Here is a 19,488-nt window from a genome sequence, read left to right on the forward strand (position 1 = left end):
ATAGCGCGTCGGGCGCCAAGATGCAAAGAAATCCCGGTGGAACGGGACGAGACTTGCACCTTGCAGGCCAGCGCGCCGTCCGTCACGAAAGCGAGCAGGGCTGCCGGCGGGACGGCAGGGCGCATCGCCTCACCCCATCTGCATGGCGTAGCGTTTCGCCTCGGCGATCAGGGCGGCGACCAGGGGGGTCTGGGTTTCGCGCTTGGGCGTGATCAGGCCGACCTTGTGATGGGCCTGTGGTTCGACGATGGGGATCGAGCGCACATGGTCGCCCGCGCCCAGCATCTCGATCAGGATCGATGGCATCACGCTCGACCAGCGTCCCGTGCGCACATGCGAGAGCAGCACCTGCATCGAGTTGGAGATCAGGGTCGGCGCCACCGGCGTCTCGGCATTGCGCAGGAGATGGTCGACGATGCGCCGGTTCTGCATGTCGGGCGTGAGCAGGCAGAGCGGCACATGGCCGAGTTCCTCCCAGCTCACCGTGCTGCGGCCGGCGAACTCGCCGTTGACGTCGGTCAAAAGGCAATAGGTCTCGCGATAGAGCTCGACCGTCGACACCTTCCCCAGCGGCTCGTTGTCGAGATAGGTGATGCCGGCGTCGATGGCCAGGTCCTCCAGCTCCTGCAGCACCGTGGTCGAGGGGCGCGAGAGGATGGAGAAGGTCACGTTGGGGTGGCGGGCCCGGAAGGGCGTGGTGATCGAGGCGACCATGGAGAGCGCCGTCGGGATCACCGAGATGGTGAGGTGGCCGTTGAGGCCGCGCTTGAGCGACTCGACCTCCTGGCGCATGGCGCGGCTGTCGCCGACGATGCGCCGGGCCCATTCCAGCACCCGGTCGCCCTCGGGCGTGAAGCCCTGGAAACGCGAGCCGCGTGCCACCAGCAACACGCCGAGTTCGCCTTCGAGCTGCTTGATGCCGGCCGAGAGGGTAGGCTGGGTCACCCCGCAGATCTCGGCGGCGCGGCCGAAATGGCGCTCGCGCGAGAGGGCGATCAGGAATTCGAGCTTGTCGATCATGGCGCGGCCTTCCTATCGGGGATGAAAGATCGCGGCGTCCGTAAGTTCGATTCTCTGCTCATGCGGCTACTATGTCGCCACCGCCGGTGAAGGGCAATCGGCACCCGCCTGATGCCTTGCGCCTGGACACGTCTCGGTTGCATCCCGTGACGAATCGCACGGCGAGCCCGGGGCGGCGGTGGCATTGTCATCCCATCAGATCAAGCGCAGCACCGCGCAAGACAAGAATGGGAACGAGACGATGTTCAAGAAGATCCTGACCGGAGCCCTGGTCGCCGCCACGCTGGCCGGCACCGCGATCGCCACCACCGGCACTGCCGAAGCCCGCTATGGCCGTGGTGGCGCCTTCGCCGCCGGCGCCGGCATCGGCCTCTTGGGTGGCCTCCTCGCCGGCTCCGCCTACAACAACAGCTATTACGGTGGCCGCTATTATTACGACGACTACCGCCCGGTCTATTATCGCCGCTGCCACATCGAGAAGCGTTGGGTCGATGGCTACTACGGTGGTTTCTGGAAGCGCGTGAAGGTTTGCTACTAAGCCCGCCTTCGGGTTATCGGACCCTGCGCCCCGACACCAGCCCGGTAGCCCGTAGGAAGCCCCGCCCCGGCGGGGCTTCCGCTTTTTGTCACGGCTCGTTGGCCGGAGCTCTCTCGCCAAACACCAGTTCGCAGCAATCCGCGTCGAAGGCCAGGACCTGGGCCGGCTGGTACAGCCAGGGCGTATTTTGGCGCCACCATCGCGCGGCATCCGGGGAATGGCTCTCGAGCAGGCGCAAGGCGCCCGCGGCTTGCACCGTGTAGGCCTGCCAGATCGCCGTCGGTCGCTTGAAGCCCAGACGCAGCTTCAGGGCGTCGAGACGGTTGGCCGGATCACGAAATTCGGTTTCGACGATCATCGTCTGCGGCGATGATGGAGCCGTTTCCTGAAGCGGCAGCGTCAGGCCGATCCAGGCCTGCCTGATGGCGATGGGGGCGGCCCCCTGGGGTGTCGAACCGATCCTGATGCCGCGCCATGGGGGCAGTGAGGCCATCGACGTCTGCTCCATCATGCAGGAAGAGCGGGCTCATTCGCCCTCTTGAACAACTAAGCGAACAAAACGTCGAACGTCGACATTTCATCGCTGGCGGAACGCGTAGGATTTACCGACGCGGGAAAGCATTTGCATCGCTCTTCGCATTGCAACATAAATTCCCGACTCCCCTCCAGAGCAAAGCGCTTTTCGAAAAAGTGCTCCTTGCTCTAGCTCCTTGTTTCGACGCGTCTTTGCGATTCTTGGCAATTCCGCCAAATCGCAAAACGCTTTTGACCGCGAGTGCTCATGCGACCTTCCTTCCGCCGCCTGCTCGTCGCCAATCGTTCCGAGATCGCCATCCGTGTGTTCCGGGCCGCCACGGAACTCGGCATCTCCACCATTGCCGTCTATGCGGAGGAGGACAAACTTTCGCTGCACCGCTTCAAGGCGGACGAGGCCTATCAGATCGGCAAAGGAAAGGGGCCGGTGGAGGCCTACCTTTCCATCGACGAGGTGATCCGCGTCGCCAAGGAAGCCAGGGCTGATGCCATCCATCCCGGCTACGGCCTGTTGTCCGAAAGCCCGGAATTCGCCGAGGCCTGCGCCGCCGCCGGCATCGTCTTCATCGGTCCCAGCCCCAAGACCCTGCGCACGCTCGGCAACAAGGTCGATGCCCGCAACCTCGCCATCTCGGTCGGCGTTCCCGTGATGCCGGCGACCGACCCGCTCCCCGACGATCCCGAAGCGATCAAGGCGGCGGCGCAAGCCGTCGGCTATCCCGTGATGCTCAAGGCCTCCTGGGGTGGTGGCGGGCGCGGCATGCGCCCGATCGAGAGCGAGGACAAGCTGCTCGACGCCGTCTTCACCGCCAAGCGCGAGGCCAAGGCCGCCTTCGGCAAGGATGAGGTCTATCTGGAAAAGCTGGTGCGCCGCGCCCGCCATGTCGAGGTGCAGATCCTCGGTGACGGCAACGGCACGCTGGTGCACCTGTTCGAGCGCGACTGCTCGATCCAGCGCCGCAACCAGAAGGTGATCGAGCGCGCCCCGGCCCCCTATCTCGATGAGGAGACGCGCCAGGGCCTGTGCGAATCGGCGCTCAAGATCGGCCGGGGCACCGATTATGCCGGTGCCGGCACCGTCGAGTTCCTGATGGATGCCGATACCGGCAAGTTCTACTTCATCGAGGTCAATCCGCGCGTCCAGGTCGAGCATACCGTCACCGAGGTCGTCACCGATCTCGATATCGTCAAGGCGCAGATCCGCATCGCCGAGGGCGGGCGCATCGGCGTCATCGGCGCCGATGGCGAGCTGGAGACCGGCATCCCGGCGCAGGCCGACATCTTCATGCGCGGCCATGCGCTGCAGTGCCGGCTGACCACCGAGAATCCGGAAAACAACTTCATTCCCGATTACGGCCGCATTACCGCCTATCGCGGCGCCATGGGCTTCGGCATCCGCATCGACGGCGGCACCGCCTATTCCGGCGCCGTGGTGACGCGCTGGTACGATCCGCTCCTGGAAAAGGTCACGGCCTGGGCCTCGACGCCGCAGGAAGCCATCGCCCGCATGACCCGGGCCCTGCGCGAATACCGCATCCGCGGCGTCGCCACCAATCTGCCCTTCCTGGAGGCGGTGCTGGCGCATGAGAAGTTCCGCTCCAACCAATACACCACGCGCTTCATCGACGAGACGCCCGAACTCTTCCAGTTCGCCAAGCGCCGCGACCGCGCCACCAAGCTCCTGACCTATATCGCCGACGTCACCGTCAACGGCCATCCCGAGGCGCGCGGCCGAGCGCGGCCGCCCGCCGAGGCGCGCACGCCGCATGCGCCCGAATTCAAGGTGAGGCCCGCCTCCGGCACCAAGCAACTGCTCGACACGCTGGGCCCGGAGAAGTTCGCGAGCTGGATGAAGGAGGAAAAGCGCGTCCTCGTCACCGACACCACCATGCGCGACGCCCACCAGTCGCTGCTGGCGACGCGCATGCGCACCTATGACATCGCCGGCGTGGCCTCGGCCTATGCCAGCGGCCTGCCGCAGCTGCTCTCGCTGGAATGCTGGGGCGGCGCGACCTTCGACGTCGCCATGCGCTTCCTCACCGAGGACCCCTGGGAACGCCTCGCCTTGATCCGCGAGCGCGCGCCCAACATCCTCACCCAGATGCTGCTGCGCGGCGCCAATGGCGTCGGCTACACCAACTATCCCGACAATGTCGTGCGCCTCTTCGTCAAGCAGGCCGCCGATGCCGGCATGGACCTCTTCCGCATCTTCGACTGCTTGAACTGGGTCGAGAACATGCGGGTGTCGATCGATGCGGTGCTGGAGGCCGGCAAGCTCGCGGAAGGCGCGATCTGCTACACGGCCGATCTCTTCGACGCCTCGCGCTCGAAATACGACCTGGCCTATTACGTCCGCATGGCGCGCGAGCTCGAAAAGGCCGGCTGCCATATATTGGCGATCAAGGACATGGCGGGCCTGCTCAAGCCCGCCCAGGCCCGCAAGCTGGTGAGCGAACTCAAGCAGGAAATCGGCCTGCCCATCCACCTGCACACCCACGACACCTCAGGCATTGCCGGCGCCACCGTGCTGGCGGCGATCGAGGCCGGCGTCGATGCGGTCGATGCCGCCATGGATGCGATGTCGGGCACGACGTCGCAGGCCTGCCTCGGCTCCATCGTCGAGGCGCTCCGCCATTCCGAGCGCGATCCCGGTCTCGATCCGGAGGCGATCCGCCAGATCTCCTTCTATTGGGAGGCGGTGCGTACGCAATACACCGCCTTCGAGAGCGATTTGAAGGCGGGTGCCTCGGAAGTTTATCTGCACGAAATGCCGGGCGGCCAGTTCACCAATCTCAAGGAGCAGGCCCGCTCCCTCGGCCTGGAGACCCGCTGGCACGAGGTGGCCAAGGCCTATCGCGCCGCCAACGATCTGTTCGGCGACATCGTCAAGGTGACGCCGTCCTCCAAGGTGGTCGGCGACATGGCGCTGATGATGGTGGCGCAGGGGCTGACGCCCGAGGATGTCACCGATCCCGCCCGTGAGGTCGCCTTCCCGGGCTCCGTGGTCGAGATGATGCGCGGCGATCTCGGCCAGCCCGAGGGAGGCTGGCCGGCGGCCCTGCAGAAGAAGATCCTCAAGGATACCGCGCCGATCACCGTGCGCCCCGGCTCGCTGCTGCCGCCGGCCGACATTCCGGCCTTGAAGGCGGAAGCGGAGAAGAAGATCGGCCGCGCCGTGGAGGGCAACGAGATCTCCTCCTATCTGATGTACCCCAAGGTCTTCACCGACTATGCCGTCACCGCCCGCAAATACGGGCCGGTCTCGGTGCTGCCGACCGCGACCTACTTCTACGGCATGGCGCCGGGCGACGAACTCACCATCGAAATCGAGCGCGGCAAGGCGCTGGTGATCCGGCTGCAGACCATGGGCGAGACCGACGAGGAGGGGCAGGTCCGCGTCTTCTTCGAGCTCAACGGCCAGCCGCGTATCATCAAGGTGCCCAATCGCCTGGCGGCCGGCAGCGTCAAGGCGCGCCGCAAGGCCGAAGACGGCAACGAGGCCCATATCGCCGCGCCGATGCCGGGCGCCATCTCCACCGTGGCGGTCAAGCCGGGACAGGCGGTGAAAGCGGGCGACGTGCTGCTGACCATCGAGGCGATGAAGATGGAGACGGCGCTCCACGCGCCCCAGGACGGCAAGATCGCCGAGGTGCTGGTCTCGCCCGGCGCCCAGATCGACGCCAAGGACCTGTTGATGGTGATGGGGTAACTTCCGGGTGCGCGGGCTTCTAGCCCGCTCTTTCTACCTTCTCTTGGAACCGGCGCATTTGCGGGGTAGGAAGAGCGGACGAGACGTCCGCGCACCCGGAACACCAATGTCCCTCACTTTCACCCTGCATCCCCAGCTCGCCGGGGATTCCACTGCTATCGGCGACCTCACCCTGTCGCATCTGCGCCTGTCGAATGACGCCGGTTTTCCCTGGCTTCTCCTCATCCCCAAACGGCCTGACATCGGCGAGATCATTGAGCTCGACGAGGCGGACAGGGCGGTGCTCATGCAGGAGATCGCCGCGGTCTCGCAGGCCTTGAAGACCCTCACGGGCTGCGACAAGCTCAATGTCGCGGCTCTCGGCAATATGGTGCCCCAGCTGCACGTCCACATCATCGCGCGCTTCAAGGGCGATCCCGCCTGGCCGAAGCCCGTCTGGGGCCAGGTGCCGGCCCGGCCCTATGCGGAGGCTGTTGCCGCCGATCTGATTAGCCAGCTTTGTAGATTGCTCTCGATTTCATGAAGATCTTGCCGGAAGACATTGCCATGACCTTGCATACGCTGTTCGATCGTTCCGCTGCCATCGCCTATTCCCTCAATCCGCTCGATCGCGCTTCCGGCCAGCGCGAGGACGAGGCCTTCATCGCGGAAAAGCTCGCGCATTCGTCCTGCCGGTTCTTCGCCTTTTCGGGCGACGTGCCGCTCCTGCGCATCCGCGACGGTGTGCATGAGGCTCTGTTCGATCGCGAAGAGATCGAATCCTTCAAGGATAGCCGGCAAAACATATTCCTGGGTCTGCAGCCGGACGGCAGCGCCGTCTTCGCCCGGGCCTTCGACAAGGGGCTGGCCGACGAACTCGCCTGGCGCACGGATGTCGAAGCGATGGACCTGCGCTCCCTCGCCATGCGGGGGCTGGTGGCGCCGGAGATCCTCGGCGAGCTCTCCACGGCCAAGGAAGTGCTGGACTGGCACCAGCGCCATCGCTTCTGCGCCAATTGCGGCCAGGAGACCCGGATCACGTCCAGCGGCTGGCGGCGCGACTGCCCCAATTGCAGCACCCAGCATTTCCCGCGCGTCGATCCGGTGGTGATCATGCTGGCGATCGACGGCGAGCGCTGCCTGATGGGCCGCCAGACCCGGTTTCCCGAGAAGATGTATTCGGCGCTGGCCGGCTTTCTGGAGCCGGGCGAGACCATCGAGGATGCGGTACGCCGGGAGATCCTGGAGGAATCGGGCATCGCCTGCTCGCATGTGCGCTATTTCGCCTCCCAGCCCTGGCCCTTCCCCTCCTCGCTGATGGTGGGCTGCTTCGCCCGGGCCACCGGCCGCGACATCAATGTCGACATCAAGGAACTCGAGGATGCGCGCTGGTTCACGCGCGAGGAGGTCGTGCAGATGCTGCTCGACGAGCATCCGGAAGGCTTCAACGCGCCCAAGCCGATGGCGATCGCCCACCACCTCCTGAAGGAGTTCGCGGAGAAGGGCGGCGCGGTGGTGCCGTGAGGTTGGAGCGCGGACATCTCAGCGACATGCAGGCATGTCGCTGAGATGTCCGCGCTCCAATTCTACTCCGCCGGCGGCGCGTGGTCGTCGCGGGCCGGATCGGCCGGAAACACGCCGAAGATGCGCATCTTGGTCGAGAAGAAGGCGAGTTCCTCCAAGGCGCGCTTGAGATTCTTCTCCTCGGGATGGCCGTCGACCTCGGCATAGAACTGGGTGGCGGAGAAATGGCCGCCCACCATGTAGCTTTCCAGCTTGGTCATGTTGATGCCGTTGGTGGCAAAGCCGCCCATTGCCTTGTAGAGCGCGGCCGGCAGGTTGCGCACCGTGAAGATCAGCGAGGTCACCGTCGGCCCGTGGCCGACCGGCACCCAATCGGGCTCGCGCGACAGCACCACGAAGCGGGTGGTGTTGTAGGGCTCGTCCTCGACGTCGGGCTTGAGTATCTCGAGGCCGTAGATCTCCGCGGCCAAGGTGGAGGCCAGCGCGGCCTTGCTCGGGTCCTGCCAGTCGCGCACCAGGCGGGCGGCACCGGCCGTGTCGCTCTCGGTCACCGGCGTGAGGCCGAGACCGCGCATGGTGATGCGGCACTGGCCGAGCGCCTGGGGATGGCTGTGCACCGTGCGGATGGTCTGGAGGCTCGCCCCCGGCACGGCCATGAGCTGGTGGTGGATCGGCAGGAAATACTCGCCGATGATATGCAGGTCCGAGGTCGGCAGGAGATGGTGGATGTCGGCGACGCGCCCCGCCACCGAGTTCTCGATCGGGATCATGGCGAGGTCCGCCTCGCCGGAGGACACCGCATTGAAGGCGTCCTCGAAGGTCGGGCAGGGCAGGGCCTCCGCGTCGGGATAGACATTGTTGCAGGCGATATGGGAATTGGCCCCGGGCTCGCCCTGGAACGAAACTTTCAGCTTGGACTCAGTCATACGCTAGGTTCTTTCGAGAATTTGGCGGGCGCGATCGAGGTCTTCCTGGGTGTCCACACCTAGCGGCACGGCGGGGACGACCGCAACATCGATGCGCATGCCCGCTTCCAGGGCCCTGAGCTGTTCGAGGCGCTCGCGCTGCTCCAGGGGGGCTGGCGGCAGGGTGACGAAACGCTCCAGCGCAGCCCGGCGATAGGCGTAGAGGCCGATATGATGATAGAGCTCGCCCTCGCCCCAGGGGGCGGTGGCGCGGGTAAAATACAGCGCCCGCAGCACGCCGGGCTCGATCGGCGTGCCCACCACCTTCACCACGCTGGAATTGGTCTTCTCCTCCTCGCGCGTGATCACCGCGGCGAGGGTGGCGATATCCACAGCCTCGTTGGCGAGCGGCCCGAACACGGCTCGGATGGTCTCCGGCTCGATGGTCGGCAGGTCGCCCTGGACATTGATGATGGTGTCGTGCCGGCCCTCGGGGTCGATAGCGCTCAAAGCCTCGTAAATGCGATCGGAGCCGGTGGGATGGTCGGGCCGCGTCATCACCGCTTCGCCACCCGCGGCGCGGATGGCCTCGGCGACCTCGGCCGTATCGGTGGCGACCACTGCCCGGCCCAGGCGCGATTCGCAGGCGCGGCGCCAGACATGCACGATCATCGCTTCGCCTGCGATCGGGGCGAGCGGCTTGCCCGGCAGGCGGGTCGAGGCCATGCGAGCGGGGATCAGGATGAGAGGATTGGACACGGATTACGGCCTCTTCCGGAGCGGGGCGGCGAAAAGTAGCAAGCGCGCGCGATTTATACGAGTTGCAAACTACCGGTCAAACCGGATAGAGGGTCCCATGCGGTTTGCCGCTTGACAGAGCGGCTACCGGAGTTTGTGTTTGAGGCCATGAGGTGCGGGGGCATCTTGTGCCTTTCGTCAGATTGATCTCGAGTCGGAGCCGGGGATGAGTTCGTCGTCATCGTTTGAACTGAACAAGATTGCCGGCGCAGTCCTGGGCACGCTGATGCTGACCCTTGGACTCGGCATCGTCGCCGAGGAGATTTTCAAGCAGGAAAAACCGGAGAAGGCTGGCTACGAACTCGCCGACGCTGCGCCGGCCGCCACGGCCGAGGCGCCTGCCGCCTCCCAGGATCCGCCGCTGGCCGAGCTGGTCGCCAAGGCTTCGGTCGAAAAGGGTGCCGCCATCTTCAAGAAGTGCGCGGCCTGCCACACCGACGACCAGAGCGGCAAGAACGGCGTGGGCCCGAACCTGTTCGGCGTGATCGGCGGCCCGAAGGGCCACAAGTCGGACTTCGCCTATTCCGACGCCATCAAGGCGCTGCATGACAAGGGCGAGACCTGGACGCCCGACGATTTCTACCACTTCATCAAGAGCCCGCAGGCTTTCGCCAAGGGCACCAAGATGTCCTTCGCCGGCCTGCCCAAGCCGCAGGATCGCGCTGACATCCTGGCCTATCTCAATTCCAAGAGCGACAAGCCGATCGATCTGCCGAAGTAAGCAGCGGCGCTCCTGCCAGAAATACCGAAGCCGGGCCCTGCGCCCGGCTTTTTGCTGTGATGTGATCTCGATCTCTCCGAATGAGCCGCGACCCGCCTTCTCCCGCAAGGGGAGAAGGCGGGTCGCGGCTTGCTGGGATGGGCCGTGCAGCCCCTATTTCCGCCGGATGCCCAGCGGTACGCCCACGGTGGCTGGCACCGGCAGGCCGGCATGGGCCTTGCCGATCGCCTCGATCCGTTCGGCGATCTCAGGCGGGAAGGGCGAGGAGCGCCCGGCCTGCATGTCGACATGCACCAGGATCTGCTCGGCGGTGGCGAGCACCTCGCCATCGGCCTCGTTGGTCATGGCGTGGAAGACGTGCAGGCGCTTGGCGTCGTGGTCGATGAGCTGCAGCGTCAGCGCCAGGGGATCGCCGATATGGGCCTCGCGCAGGTTCCGGATGCGCGTTTCCATGGTGTAGATCGAGGAACCGGCCGCGCGATAAGCCTCGTCGACGCCGATCATGCGGAAAAAGGCGTCCGAGGAATCCCCGAACGCCAGCAGGAAGGCGCTCTCCGTCATGTGGTCGTTATAGTCGGTCCAGGCCTCGACCACCGGCGTGCGGTGCAAGGCCAAAGGGGCCGGGATCGGTTTGGCCCGATCCCAGCCCTGGAAGGGCTTGCCTTCGTTGGGGGTGGTGACCCGGCTCATTTCTGCTTCTTGAGGCCGAGCTTGTCGCGCGCCTCGGCCGGGGTCAGCGCCCGCCCGCCCAGGCGCTCGATGACTTCCTTGGCGCGGGTGGTGAGCGACTGGTTGGTCGCATGCACGCCGCGATCGAGCCAGATATTGTCTTCCAGGCCGACGCGGACATTGCCGCCCAGCAGCATGGACTGGGCCACGAAGGGCATCTGCATGCGGCCGATGGCGAAGGCGGCCCAATTGGCGCCCGGCGGCAGATGGTTGCGCATCGCGACCATGGTCTCGGTGGTCGCTTCCGCGCCCCAGGGAATGCCGAGGCAGAGCTGGAACATCGGCGGCGCATCGATCAGGCCACGCTTGATCAGGTCCTTGGCCTGCCAGATATGGCCAAGCTCGAAGCACTCGATCTCGGGCTTCACCCCGACGGCCTGGATGCGCTCGGCCATTTCGCGCAGCGTCTCGCCGGTGGCCATGAACAGGCCGTCGCCGAAATTCACCGAGCCGCAGTCCAGCGTGCAGATCTCGGGCCTCAGTTCCTCGACATGGGCGACGCGTTCGGCCGCATTGGCGATGTCGGTGCCGGCGCCGCCGGTGCGCGGATTGGCTGGATCGAAGAAGAAGTCGCCGCCCATGCCGGCGGTGAGGTTGATCACCACGTCCACGCCCGAATCGCGGATGCGCTCGACGGCTTCGCGGTAATGTTCGAGCTTGCGCCCGGCCTTGCCGGTCTCGACATCGCGGACATGCAGATGGGCGATGGCGGCACCCGCCTTGGCCGCCTCGATGGCGGAATCGGCAATCTGCTTGGGCGTGACCGGAATGGCCGGGTGCTTGCCGACGGTGTCGCCGGCTCCGGTGATCGCGCAGGATATGATGACGTCGGTATTCACGGTGTTTCCTCCCTGTGAAGCCGATGTTAGGCCAGCCCTGTTTACGCACGTGACCTGTCGCGACAAGCACGGTGCAGAATGCGACAGGGTAAAGCCTGGGATCGCAGGCGTCTCGCCTGCTCTTGGAAACACTGCGTCTGCCGTAGAGGAAGAAGCAGGCGAGACGCGTGCGGTCCCAGGAGCGGCTGCCTCACCCCGCCGTGTGGATGCGGCCCAAAAATCCCCGCGCATTGTCGAGCGCCTCCTGCCGGTCGCGCCAGAAGCGCTCGTTGAGCTCGTGAATGGCGATGATGTTGGCCGGGAAGCTGCAGTGCTCGGCGAGGGCGTCCCAGGGCAGGCTGCCCCAGCCGAGCGGCAGGTGCAGGTCGCCGAGGCCGAAGGCATTGGCCTCGGCGCTGTCATAGACCCAAGGCAGGTCAGGCTGGCCGAAGGAATCGTGCAGATGCAGGTGCTTGGCGAAGGGGGCCAGAGCCTTTGCTTCCTCCAGGAAGTCATAGCCATATTGGCTGGCATGGATGAGGCCATGGCTGAAGTCGAACGTGGCCCGGACATGCGGATGGTCGATCAGAGCGAGTTCCTCGGCCAGACGCGCAATACTCGGCGTCGCGGCATAGGGGCCGAAATCGAACAGGTTCTCGACGCAGAGCACGACATCATGCGCGGCCGCGACATCGCCGGCACGGCGGAGATAGTCGCGCTGGCGGGCGGCGGCATTCTCGGCGTCGTGGCGCTCGTCGGCCTGCATCATGCCGGCATGGATGACGAGGTGAGGCGCCCCGATGCGGGCCGCGATTTCGATGAAGGCTTCGGTGGTTTCCAGGAAGCGCGGCAGCAGCGCCGGAGGGGCCATGAAGTTGATCGGCAGCGGACCATGCACGGTGAAGCCAAAGGGACGGTCTCGGCATATGGCCTCGAATTCGGCGACGCGCGCGGCCATCAGGCGCCCGGCGAGCACGAGATCGTAGTGGTAAGCGGGTAGCTCGACAAAAGCGAGGCCGAGATCGGCGACCTCGTCGAGCCGGGCGGCGAGGTCGGACAGATCCGGCTGGCCCTCGCGCGAGGTCAAGCCGAGGGCGGGCTGGGTGGGCATTGCGGACTCCCTTGGTCGTGTCGGAGCAGCATAGGCTTCCTGCCTGCCGCTGGTATCAGATTGTTGACGATATCGCTTCTACAGTCCGGAATATTTGTTGCGTCGCAATAATCCTGCTATGACAAATCCGTGACGAGCATTCAGCGACGGACCTGCAATCTGTAGTTTGGTGGTGCTATGTTTGAAGAACTTAAGGGCATGATGGGGTTGGGGGCGATTTCCGCGCCCGTCTACACCATCTACGAAGCGACTCATGCGGCGCTCGGCCCGACTAGAGCCTTTTCCGATGCGACTCGGGCGTTTTTTGAGAATCCCGGCAATCCTTTTTCCATGACCACCTGGGGCAAGTCGGTTGCGGCGGCCTGCGAGGTCTTCGAGCGCGTGACGCGCCGTTACGGCAAGCCTGAATTCGGCATCAAGGACGTGCTGGTGGGCGGCGAGCGTGTCGGCGTGCACGAGGAAGTCGTCTGGCGCCGGCCCTTCTGCAATCTCCTGCATTTTTCCCGCGCCATCCGCGGCAATCACCGTGCGGACCCGAAGCTCCTGATCGTGGCGCCGATGTCGGGCCATTATGCCACCCTGCTGCGCGGCACGGTCGAGGCCTTCCTGCCCAGTCATGAGGTCTATATCACTGACTGGACCGACGCCCGCCTGGTGCCGGTATCGGAGGGACGCTTCGATCTCGACGACTATATCGACTACATCATCTCGATGCTGCATGTGCTCGGCCCCGATACCCATGTGATCGGCGTCTGCCAGCCTTCGGTGCCGGTGATGGCGGCGGTGTCCCGCATGGAAGCGGAGAAGGACCCCTATGCGCCGCTGACCATGACGCTGATGGGCGGCCCGATCGACACCCGGCTCTCGCCGACCAAGGTCAACGACGTCGCCGTCGAGAAGGGCGTCGACTGGTTCCGCTCGAACGTCATCACCAAGGTGCCGTTCCCCAATCCAGGCTTCATGCGCGACGTCTATCCCGGCTTCCTGCAGTTGACCGGCTTCATGACGATGAACCTCAGCCGCCATTTCGACGCACACAAGACGCTGTATTTCGATCTGGTGCGCGGTGACGGCGACAGTGCCCAGAAGCATCGCGAATTCTATGACGAATATCTCTCGGTGATGGATCTGACGGCAGAATTCTACCTGCAGACGGTCGACACCGTGTTCGTCAAATATGCGCTTGCCAAGGGCGAGATGACCCATCGCGGCAAGCCGGTCGATCCGGGCGCCATCCGCAACACTGCGCTCTTCACCATCGAGGGCGAGAACGACGACATCACCGGCCATGGCCAGACCCATGCGGCCCATGGCTTGTGCGTGAACCTGCCGGCCGACAAGCGGGCCCATTATACCCAGCTGGGTGTCGGGCATTACGGCGTCTTCAACGGCTCGCGCTTCCGCGCCGAGATCGCGCCGCGCATCTCCGACTTCATCCGCTCCAATCTGGCGCCGACCAAGCCGACGAGCCGCGGCACCAACGATCCGATCCCGCTGGATTCAAAGCGCGGCAAGGGCCCGGTGCGGCCGGTTTCGGTCTGATCCACTCTCCGTAAGATCGCCAGGGCGGGCGCATGGGGCACTTTGCCCGCGCCCGTCGGAAAGCGGGTCGGGTGCCATCTTCGCTCTCCTGGCTCCGGATCTGATGCCGGTGTACCGGTCCGTTGACGGCCATCTGCCAAGGCCATAGGGCTGGATGGAGCGAAAAGGAAGGCGGTGGTTCCATGCGCAATATGGCGGGCTTGGTTTTGATGGTCTCGTCTTGCCTTGCCGGCGGCATTTCGGCCGCCGCCGCGCAGGATTTCGGCAGAGACGGGGGAACGGTGACCGTCCGCACCGAAAATTATCCGCGTCCGCCCTATTCCGGGGCAACCTATTATATTTACGAGCAGAACGAGGCCATCATCTGCACCAAGCTCGAGGTTTGCAACAAATTCGGCGATTGCACCACGAGCTATAAGAGCGGCTTCTATAAGGACGATCCGGACATCGAAACGGGGAATGCCTATGGCAGCACCCCGCCAGTCGTCATCACGCCCAGCAAATACGCCAAGCATGTCTGCCTGATGAAATATTCCCGTGGCCGATGGTGAGGCTGGCCACTGTGCCATCGCGCCGGGCCGCCGGGTTGCCGCAACCTTGGGGAATGATGCTATGCTGAGCGGGCAAAATTTGTTCCTCCCCGATAGAGATCCTGCTTGTCCCATTCTGTCTTGCGCCTGCGGCTCGCCCATCGCCTGATCGCGGCGGCCCTGCTTTGCCTGTCCGTCGCTCCCTTTCCCGCCCGAGCCGAGATCACTGCCGGGATCGCAACTTGGCCTCAGGCCGATAGCGACCTGAAGCCGGAAGCCGGCATCCGCTTCGGCGTGCTCGGCAACGGCATGCGCTTTGCGGTGATGCGCAACACCACGCCGGCGGGGCAGGCCGCCATCCGGCTGCGCATCGGATCGGGCTCGCTGCAGGAGGCCGACGACCAGCAGGGCCTTGCCCATATGCTCGAGCACATGGCCTTCAAGGGCTCGACCCGGGTGCCGGAAGGGGAGATGGTGCGCATCCTGCAGCGCAAGGGGCTGGCCTTCGGGGCCGACACCAATGCCCATACCAGCTATGACGAGACGGTCTATGCGCTCGACCTGCCGGAGGTCGATGCCGATACCGTCTCCACCGGCCTGATGCTGATGCGCGAGACGGCGAGCGAACTGACGCTCAGCGCCTCCGCCCTCGATCGCGAGCGCGGCGTCGTCCTCTCGGAGGAGCGCTTGCGCGACACGCCCGGCTATCGCGGCGTCATGGGCCTGTTCAACGTCCTCCTCGCCGGACAGCGCGTGCCGGAACGCGCCCCGATCGGCAAGACCGAGATCATCCGTACCGCGCCGATCGAACGGCTGCGCGCCTATTACCAGGCCAATTACCGCCCGGACCGTGCGACGTTGCTGGTTGTCGGCGACATTGATCCCGCCGCGATGGAGGCGGAGATCCGCCGGCGCTTCGAGGACTGGAAGCCGGCCGGACCTGCCGTGGCCGAGCCGGATCTCGGCCAGCCGCTCAAGCGCGGCGTCGGCGCCGATGTCGTCAAGATTCCCAGCGCCAACACCAAGATCTATCTCAGCTGGATCCGTCCCTTCGACGCCGCGCCTGACAGCTATGCCAAGCGGCGCCGGACCGCGATCGAATATGTCGGCCTGTCCGTGCTCAAGCGTCGCCTCCAGGCCCTGTCACGCAAGGCCAATCCGCCCTTCATCGCCGCCGATGTCGGCTTGCAGGATCTCTACGAATCGGCCCGCGCCAGCCTGCTGTCCGCCGATGTCGAAGCCGGGGCCTGGGACAAGGGCCTGGCTGCGCTCGACCAGGAACAGCGCCGTCTCCTGCGCTTCGGCACGAGCCAGGCCGAGGTCGATCGCGAGGTGGCGGAATATCGTTCTGCTTTGCAGTCCCTGTCCGATGGCGCGGCGACGCGCACCAGCCCCGATCTTGCCGCGATGCTCGCCAACAGCGTCGACGAGGCCAAGGTCTTCACCTCGCCGGCCGACGATCTCGCCTTGTTCGAGCGCATGGTGAAGGGATTGACGGCTGCCGAGGTCGACAAGGCCGTCCAGGCCGTGTTCTCCGGCAGCGGCCCGCGCCTGGTGCTGCAGGGCGCCGAGCCGCCGGAACCGGCCGTGGTCGAGAAGGCCTACGCCCAGTCGCAATCCGTTGCCGTGACCGCGCCGGCCGATGCCGCGGCAGTGGTCTGGCCCTACACGAATTTCGGCAGCCCGGGCACCATCGTCGAGCGCCGCACCGTCGAGGATCTCGGCGCGACCATGGTGCGTTTTGCCAATGGCGTCCGCCTGACCGTCAAGCCCACCAAATTCCGGGCCGACGAGATCCAGGTCCGCCTCGATATCGGCCGGGGCCGGCTCGACCTGCCGCATGACCGGCCGGTTCCGACCTGGACCGCCCAGGCGGTCGAGCTCTCCGGCCTGAAGGCGATCGACTATGACGACATGCAGAAGGTGCTGGCGCCCAAGATTGCCAGTATCGGCTTCTCGCTGGAGGACAATGCCTTCAAGTTCGAAGGCACGACCCGTCCGGCCGATCTCGCCACCCAGCTGCAGATCTTCGCCGCCTATGCCTCCGATCCCGCCTGGCGGCCGGAGGTCTTCGAGCGGATCCGCCAGCTCTATCTCGCCAATCTGCCGCAATATGAGGCGACGGCCGGCGTGGTGGTCAGCCGGGATTTCCAGGGGCTGATCCATTCCGGCGATCCGCGCTGGACCTTCCCTGACCGCCCGCAATTGCTGGCGGCCAAGCCTGACGATTTCCAGGCCCTGTTCTCGCCGGTCTTTGCCAGGGGCGCCCTCGACATCACCATTGTCGGCGATATCGGCGTGGATGATGCCGTCCGCGAAGTCGCGGCAACCTTCGGTGCGCTGCCGCCCCGTCCGGTACTGCCGGCGCCGGTCGCTGATGGCGGCGGGGCCTTTCCCGCCGTCACGGCCGAGCCGGTCGTGCATACCCATTCCGGGCGTCCGGACAATGCCGCTGTGCTGGTGGCGATACCGGTGGGCGACATGCTGTCCGACATTCCGCGCAGCTTTACGGCCGATCTCGCCAGCTCGATCCTGGTCAACCGCCTGATCGACGAGTTCCGCATCGCCGAGGGGGCGACCTACTCTCCCCAGGGATCGGTCGACCTGTCTTCTTCCCTGCCGGGCTTCGGCTATGTCTATGCCATGGTCGAGACCACGCCGGCCAAGGTCGCCTCCTTCTATGCGCTGGTGGACAAGATCGCAGCGGATCTTGCGGACAAGCCCGTCTCCGCCGACGAACTCGCCCGCGCCCGAGCCCCGAAGATCGAGACGATCCGGCGTCGGCGGCAGGAAAACGACTATTGGCTCGGCAAATTGAGCGGCAGCCAGACCGATCCACGGCGCCTGGATCTGATTCGCGCCGGCCAGGACGCTTACGACAAGGTCGGCCCCGAGGACATCCGAGCCTTTGCCAAGACCTATTTCAAGCCCGGCAGCGTCTGGAAGCTGACGGTGCTGCCGGCGGGGGTTGCCGCAGCGCGCTGAGGCTCGCGGCAAGATTCACCGATCAGGCCCGCGCCTGCTCCTTCCTGGCCGGCACCAGGTCGGCAAAGGCTCGTTCGGCCAGCCTGGCGGTCTCGGCCTCCACCGAGCGATAGGCGGTGAGCAGGTTTTCGCCGAAGGCGGTCAGCCGCGCGCCCCCGCCATGGCTGCCGCCGGCCGAGGTCTCGATAGCGGGCTGGCCGAACATGGTGTTGACCGCATCGAGCAGCAGCCAGGCCCGGCGATAGGACATGCCGAGCTCGCGGCCCGCCGCCGAGATCGAACCGGCCCGTTTCACCGCCTCCAGCAGGTCCATCTTGCCCGGGCCGAGCCGGGCGTCCTCGTTGAAGGCGATCTTGAGGCGGATGACGGGCTGGCCGGACATGATCGGTCTCCTGAGGGGCGTCATTGCGATTGCAGGCGAAGCGCCCTATTCAGGAGAATATAGCGTAGTCGGGCGCAGGCCCAATAACCAACATCGGGGCCGGGCATCAAGAGCCTGACCAGCGTGACGTCCGTGGACGTCTCGTGGCAGCGGCCGAAGGAGCGGGGCGTGCTTTCGCCTGAAGAATGGACGGCCTTGTGGCTCAGCCTCGAGATTGCCGGTCTCGCCACCGTGATTTCGCTGCCCTTCGCGGTCGCCGCCGCCTGGGTTCTGGCCCGCCGGCGTTTTCCCGGCAAGGCGCTGTTCGACGCCCTGGTCCACCTGCCGCTGGTCCTGCCGCCGGTGGTCACCGGCTATGTCCTGCTGGTGATGCTGGGACGCAACGGCCTGGTCGGCTCCTTCCTCGCTTCGCATCTCGGCATCGTCTTCGCCTTCCGCTGGACCGGGGCGGCCATCGCTTGCGCCGTGATGGGCTTTCCCTTGATGGTGCGCGCCATCCGCCTCTCCATCGAGGCTGTGGATCCCAGGCTCGAATCGGCGGCCGGGACGCTCGGGGCCAATCCCTTCTTTTCTTTCCTCACCGTGACGCTGCCGCTCGCCATTCCCGGCATCATCGCAGGCATGGTGCTGGCCTTCGCCAAGGCGCTGGGCGAGTTCGGCGCCACCATCACCTTCGTCTCCAACATTCCCGGCGAGACGCAGACCCTGTCGGCGGCGATCTATACGGCGCTGCAGGATCCCTATGGCGAGGGCACCGTGATCCGCCTGACCCTGGTCTCGGTGATCATGGCCTTCGGCGCGCTGATCGTCTCCGAGGCGATGGCCCGGCGCGCGCGTAGCCGCCTCGGGCAGGCGGCACAGAATTGACGATGCGCCCTAATGTTTGCGCGGCGAAGCCGTGCCTGCAGCGGGGGAGACGTCGCCGGCGTCGCCCGGCTGGGCGCTGAGATCGTGCTTATCGACCCATTGCGTCAGGATGTTTCGGATCAGGGTTTCCTTGGCGATCCGCCATTCGGCCGCACACTCTGTCAATGCGAAATCGACATCGGCGTCGAGGGCGATGGTGCTGGCGTTGCGAATGAGAAGAGCTGCGTTGCGCAGCAGGGCGGCCAACGCCTGGTCCGCGTTGCCATCCAGGCGCTCGGCAGCCTGGTCGAGGGCATCGGCAAGCGTGATCCGATCCATGTGATATCAGCCCCTGCGAGTCCCGCTGCCCGGGATGGCGGCAGGATCGATGCCATGCCCGGGATTACACTCCGGCTTCGACGCCCATCCGTCCCGGCAGGCCCATCAAGGCAAATATTGTGCGGGAATGCGAGTTGGCCAAAAGGCTTAGGGGGCAGCAGCGCCGGCGGCAATCGCCCATGCTGCCTTGGGCGGCCAAACGAAGGGCGATCCATGGCACGATCATCCCTCATTCGACCATTTTTGCGAGGGGGAGGTAATCGCATCGGTGATGAATCTCGGCGGCTTACGGTCCCGTGAGCAATTACGAGGTCGGTGGAGCATCAATGGCAACCCGATGGGACGTTCTTTGCGTAACGAGGCTGAGTCGAGAGCGGAAATTTCAAAAGAGAGACATGAATCCGCTGGCGTGAGCATTATTTTTATCATAGCATTATTTAGGTCTTAATAGGTTTTCTAAGTAGAAAACTAAATAAAA

Annotated in this window: 18 protein-coding genes; 9 read left to right on the forward strand and 9 right to left on the reverse strand. The window is 65.2% G+C overall.

Features of this window, described 5'->3' with window-relative positions; all coding sequences use genetic code 11:
- Positions 1 to 129: 129 nt before the first annotated feature.
- Positions 130 to 1,020 carry a LysR family transcriptional regulator gene (locus U1R88_RS14805; RefSeq protein ID WP_068290760.1) on the reverse strand — a complete coding sequence of 297 codons (891 nt, stop codon included), beginning with the start codon at positions 1,018 to 1,020 and terminating at the stop codon, positions 130 to 132.
- A gap of 241 nt (positions 1,021 to 1,261) precedes the next feature.
- Here U1R88_RS14805 and U1R88_RS14810 point away from each other — a divergent pair, with 241 nt between their 5' ends.
- The gene (locus U1R88_RS14810; protein WP_068290808.1) at positions 1,262 to 1,558 is read left to right on the forward strand and encodes a hypothetical protein; all 297 of its coding nucleotides are present in this window, start codon (positions 1,262 to 1,264) and stop codon (positions 1,556 to 1,558) included.
- An 88-nt stretch (positions 1,559 to 1,646) separates the two neighbouring features.
- Here the strand turns inward: U1R88_RS14810 and U1R88_RS14815 are convergent, their stop codons facing one another.
- The gene (locus U1R88_RS14815; RefSeq protein WP_322431887.1) at positions 1,647 to 2,051 is read right to left on the reverse strand and encodes a hypothetical protein; all 405 of its coding nucleotides are present in this window, start codon (positions 2,049 to 2,051) and stop codon (positions 1,647 to 1,649) included.
- A 288-nt stretch (positions 2,052 to 2,339) separates the two neighbouring features.
- Here U1R88_RS14815 and pyc point away from each other — a divergent pair, with 288 nt between their 5' ends.
- The 3 genes from pyc (at position 2,340) to nudC (ending at position 7,304) form a co-directional block, all read left to right on the forward strand.
- Positions 2,340 to 5,801, forward strand: a complete 3,462-nt coding sequence (gene pyc, locus U1R88_RS14820) for a pyruvate carboxylase (RefSeq protein ID WP_322431888.1) — start codon at positions 2,340 to 2,342, stop codon at positions 5,799 to 5,801.
- A gap of 106 nt (positions 5,802 to 5,907) precedes the next feature.
- Positions 5,908 to 6,324 carry an HIT family protein gene (locus U1R88_RS14825; protein ID WP_322431889.1) on the forward strand — a complete coding sequence of 139 codons (417 nt, stop codon included), beginning with the start codon at positions 5,908 to 5,910 and terminating at the stop codon, positions 6,322 to 6,324.
- Between the two features lie 23 nt (positions 6,325 to 6,347).
- Positions 6,348 to 7,304 (forward strand): NAD(+) diphosphatase, encoded by a 957-nt coding sequence (gene nudC / locus U1R88_RS14830; RefSeq protein ID WP_322431890.1) that lies wholly within the window; start codon positions 6,348 to 6,350, stop codon positions 7,302 to 7,304.
- Between the two features lie 62 nt (positions 7,305 to 7,366).
- Here nudC and U1R88_RS14835 read toward each other — a convergent pair whose 3' ends face one another.
- Entirely contained in the window at positions 7,367 to 8,230 is an 864-nt protein-coding gene (locus U1R88_RS14835) for a prephenate dehydratase (protein ID WP_322431891.1), read from the reverse strand.
- A gap of 3 nt (positions 8,231 to 8,233) precedes the next feature.
- Positions 8,234 to 8,968: a 3-deoxy-manno-octulosonate cytidylyltransferase gene (locus tag U1R88_RS14840; RefSeq protein WP_322431892.1), complete on the reverse strand. Its 735-nt coding sequence runs from the start codon at positions 8,966 to 8,968 to the stop codon at positions 8,234 to 8,236.
- Between the two features lie 205 nt (positions 8,969 to 9,173).
- Here U1R88_RS14840 and U1R88_RS14845 point away from each other — a divergent pair, with 205 nt between their 5' ends.
- Positions 9,174 to 9,728, forward strand: coding sequence for a c-type cytochrome (locus tag U1R88_RS14845; protein WP_068290745.1), 555 nt, complete (start codon positions 9,174 to 9,176; stop codon positions 9,726 to 9,728).
- Between the two features lie 153 nt (positions 9,729 to 9,881).
- On the opposite strand, the gene U1R88_RS14850 is transcribed toward U1R88_RS14845, so the two are convergent.
- The 3 genes from U1R88_RS14850 to U1R88_RS14860 all read right to left on the reverse strand — a co-directional run bounded on the left by U1R88_RS14850 (position 9,882) and on the right by U1R88_RS14860 (position 12,386).
- A complete protein-coding gene (locus U1R88_RS14850; RefSeq protein ID WP_322431893.1) occupies positions 9,882 to 10,418 on the reverse strand; it encodes a thioesterase family protein in 537 nt (178 codons plus the stop codon).
- Positions 10,415 to 11,296 (reverse strand): beta-keto acid cleavage family enzyme, encoded by an 882-nt coding sequence (locus U1R88_RS14855; protein ID WP_068290741.1) that lies wholly within the window; start codon positions 11,294 to 11,296, stop codon positions 10,415 to 10,417. The genes U1R88_RS14850 and U1R88_RS14855 overlap by 4 nt, the downstream gene beginning before the upstream one ends.
- A gap of 190 nt (positions 11,297 to 11,486) precedes the next feature.
- Entirely contained in the window at positions 11,487 to 12,386 is a 900-nt protein-coding gene (locus U1R88_RS14860; protein WP_322431894.1) for a sugar phosphate isomerase/epimerase family protein, read from the reverse strand.
- 177 nt (positions 12,387 to 12,563) lie between these two features.
- Between U1R88_RS14860 and U1R88_RS14865 the strand changes: the two genes are divergently transcribed.
- The 3 genes from U1R88_RS14865 to U1R88_RS14875 all read left to right on the forward strand — a co-directional run bounded on the left by U1R88_RS14865 (position 12,564) and on the right by U1R88_RS14875 (position 17,443).
- A complete protein-coding gene (locus U1R88_RS14865) occupies positions 12,564 to 13,928 on the forward strand; it encodes a polyhydroxyalkanoate depolymerase (RefSeq protein ID WP_082979864.1) in 1,365 nt (454 codons plus the stop codon).
- Positions 13,929 to 14,110: 182 nt separating this feature from the next.
- Positions 14,111 to 14,479, forward strand: coding sequence for a hypothetical protein (locus U1R88_RS14870; protein ID WP_322431895.1), 369 nt, complete (start codon positions 14,111 to 14,113; stop codon positions 14,477 to 14,479).
- Positions 14,480 to 14,584: 105 nt separating this feature from the next.
- Positions 14,585 to 17,443: a M16 family metallopeptidase gene (locus U1R88_RS14875; RefSeq protein ID WP_425545426.1), complete on the forward strand. Its 2,859-nt coding sequence runs from the start codon at positions 14,585 to 14,587 to the stop codon at positions 17,441 to 17,443.
- A 22-nt stretch (positions 17,444 to 17,465) separates the two neighbouring features.
- Here U1R88_RS14875 and U1R88_RS14880 read toward each other — a convergent pair whose 3' ends face one another.
- Entirely contained in the window at positions 17,466 to 17,825 is a 360-nt protein-coding gene (locus U1R88_RS14880) for a winged helix-turn-helix domain-containing protein (RefSeq protein WP_068290735.1), read from the reverse strand.
- A gap of 168 nt (positions 17,826 to 17,993) precedes the next feature.
- On the opposite strand from U1R88_RS14880, the gene modB reads away from it, so the two are divergent.
- On the forward strand, positions 17,994 to 18,692 hold the full coding sequence (modB, locus tag U1R88_RS14885; RefSeq protein ID WP_322431896.1) for a molybdate ABC transporter permease subunit: 699 nt from the start codon (positions 17,994 to 17,996) through the stop codon (positions 18,690 to 18,692).
- A 9-nt stretch (positions 18,693 to 18,701) separates the two neighbouring features.
- Here modB and U1R88_RS14890 read toward each other — a convergent pair whose 3' ends face one another.
- Positions 18,702 to 19,010: a CopG family transcriptional regulator gene (locus U1R88_RS14890; RefSeq protein WP_322431897.1), complete on the reverse strand. Its 309-nt coding sequence runs from the start codon at positions 19,008 to 19,010 to the stop codon at positions 18,702 to 18,704.
- Positions 19,011 to 19,488 lie beyond the last annotated feature (478 nt).

Source organism: Labrys sedimenti (genome assembly GCF_034424805.1).
Lineage (GTDB): Bacteria > Pseudomonadota > Alphaproteobacteria > Rhizobiales > Labraceae > Labrys > Labrys sedimenti.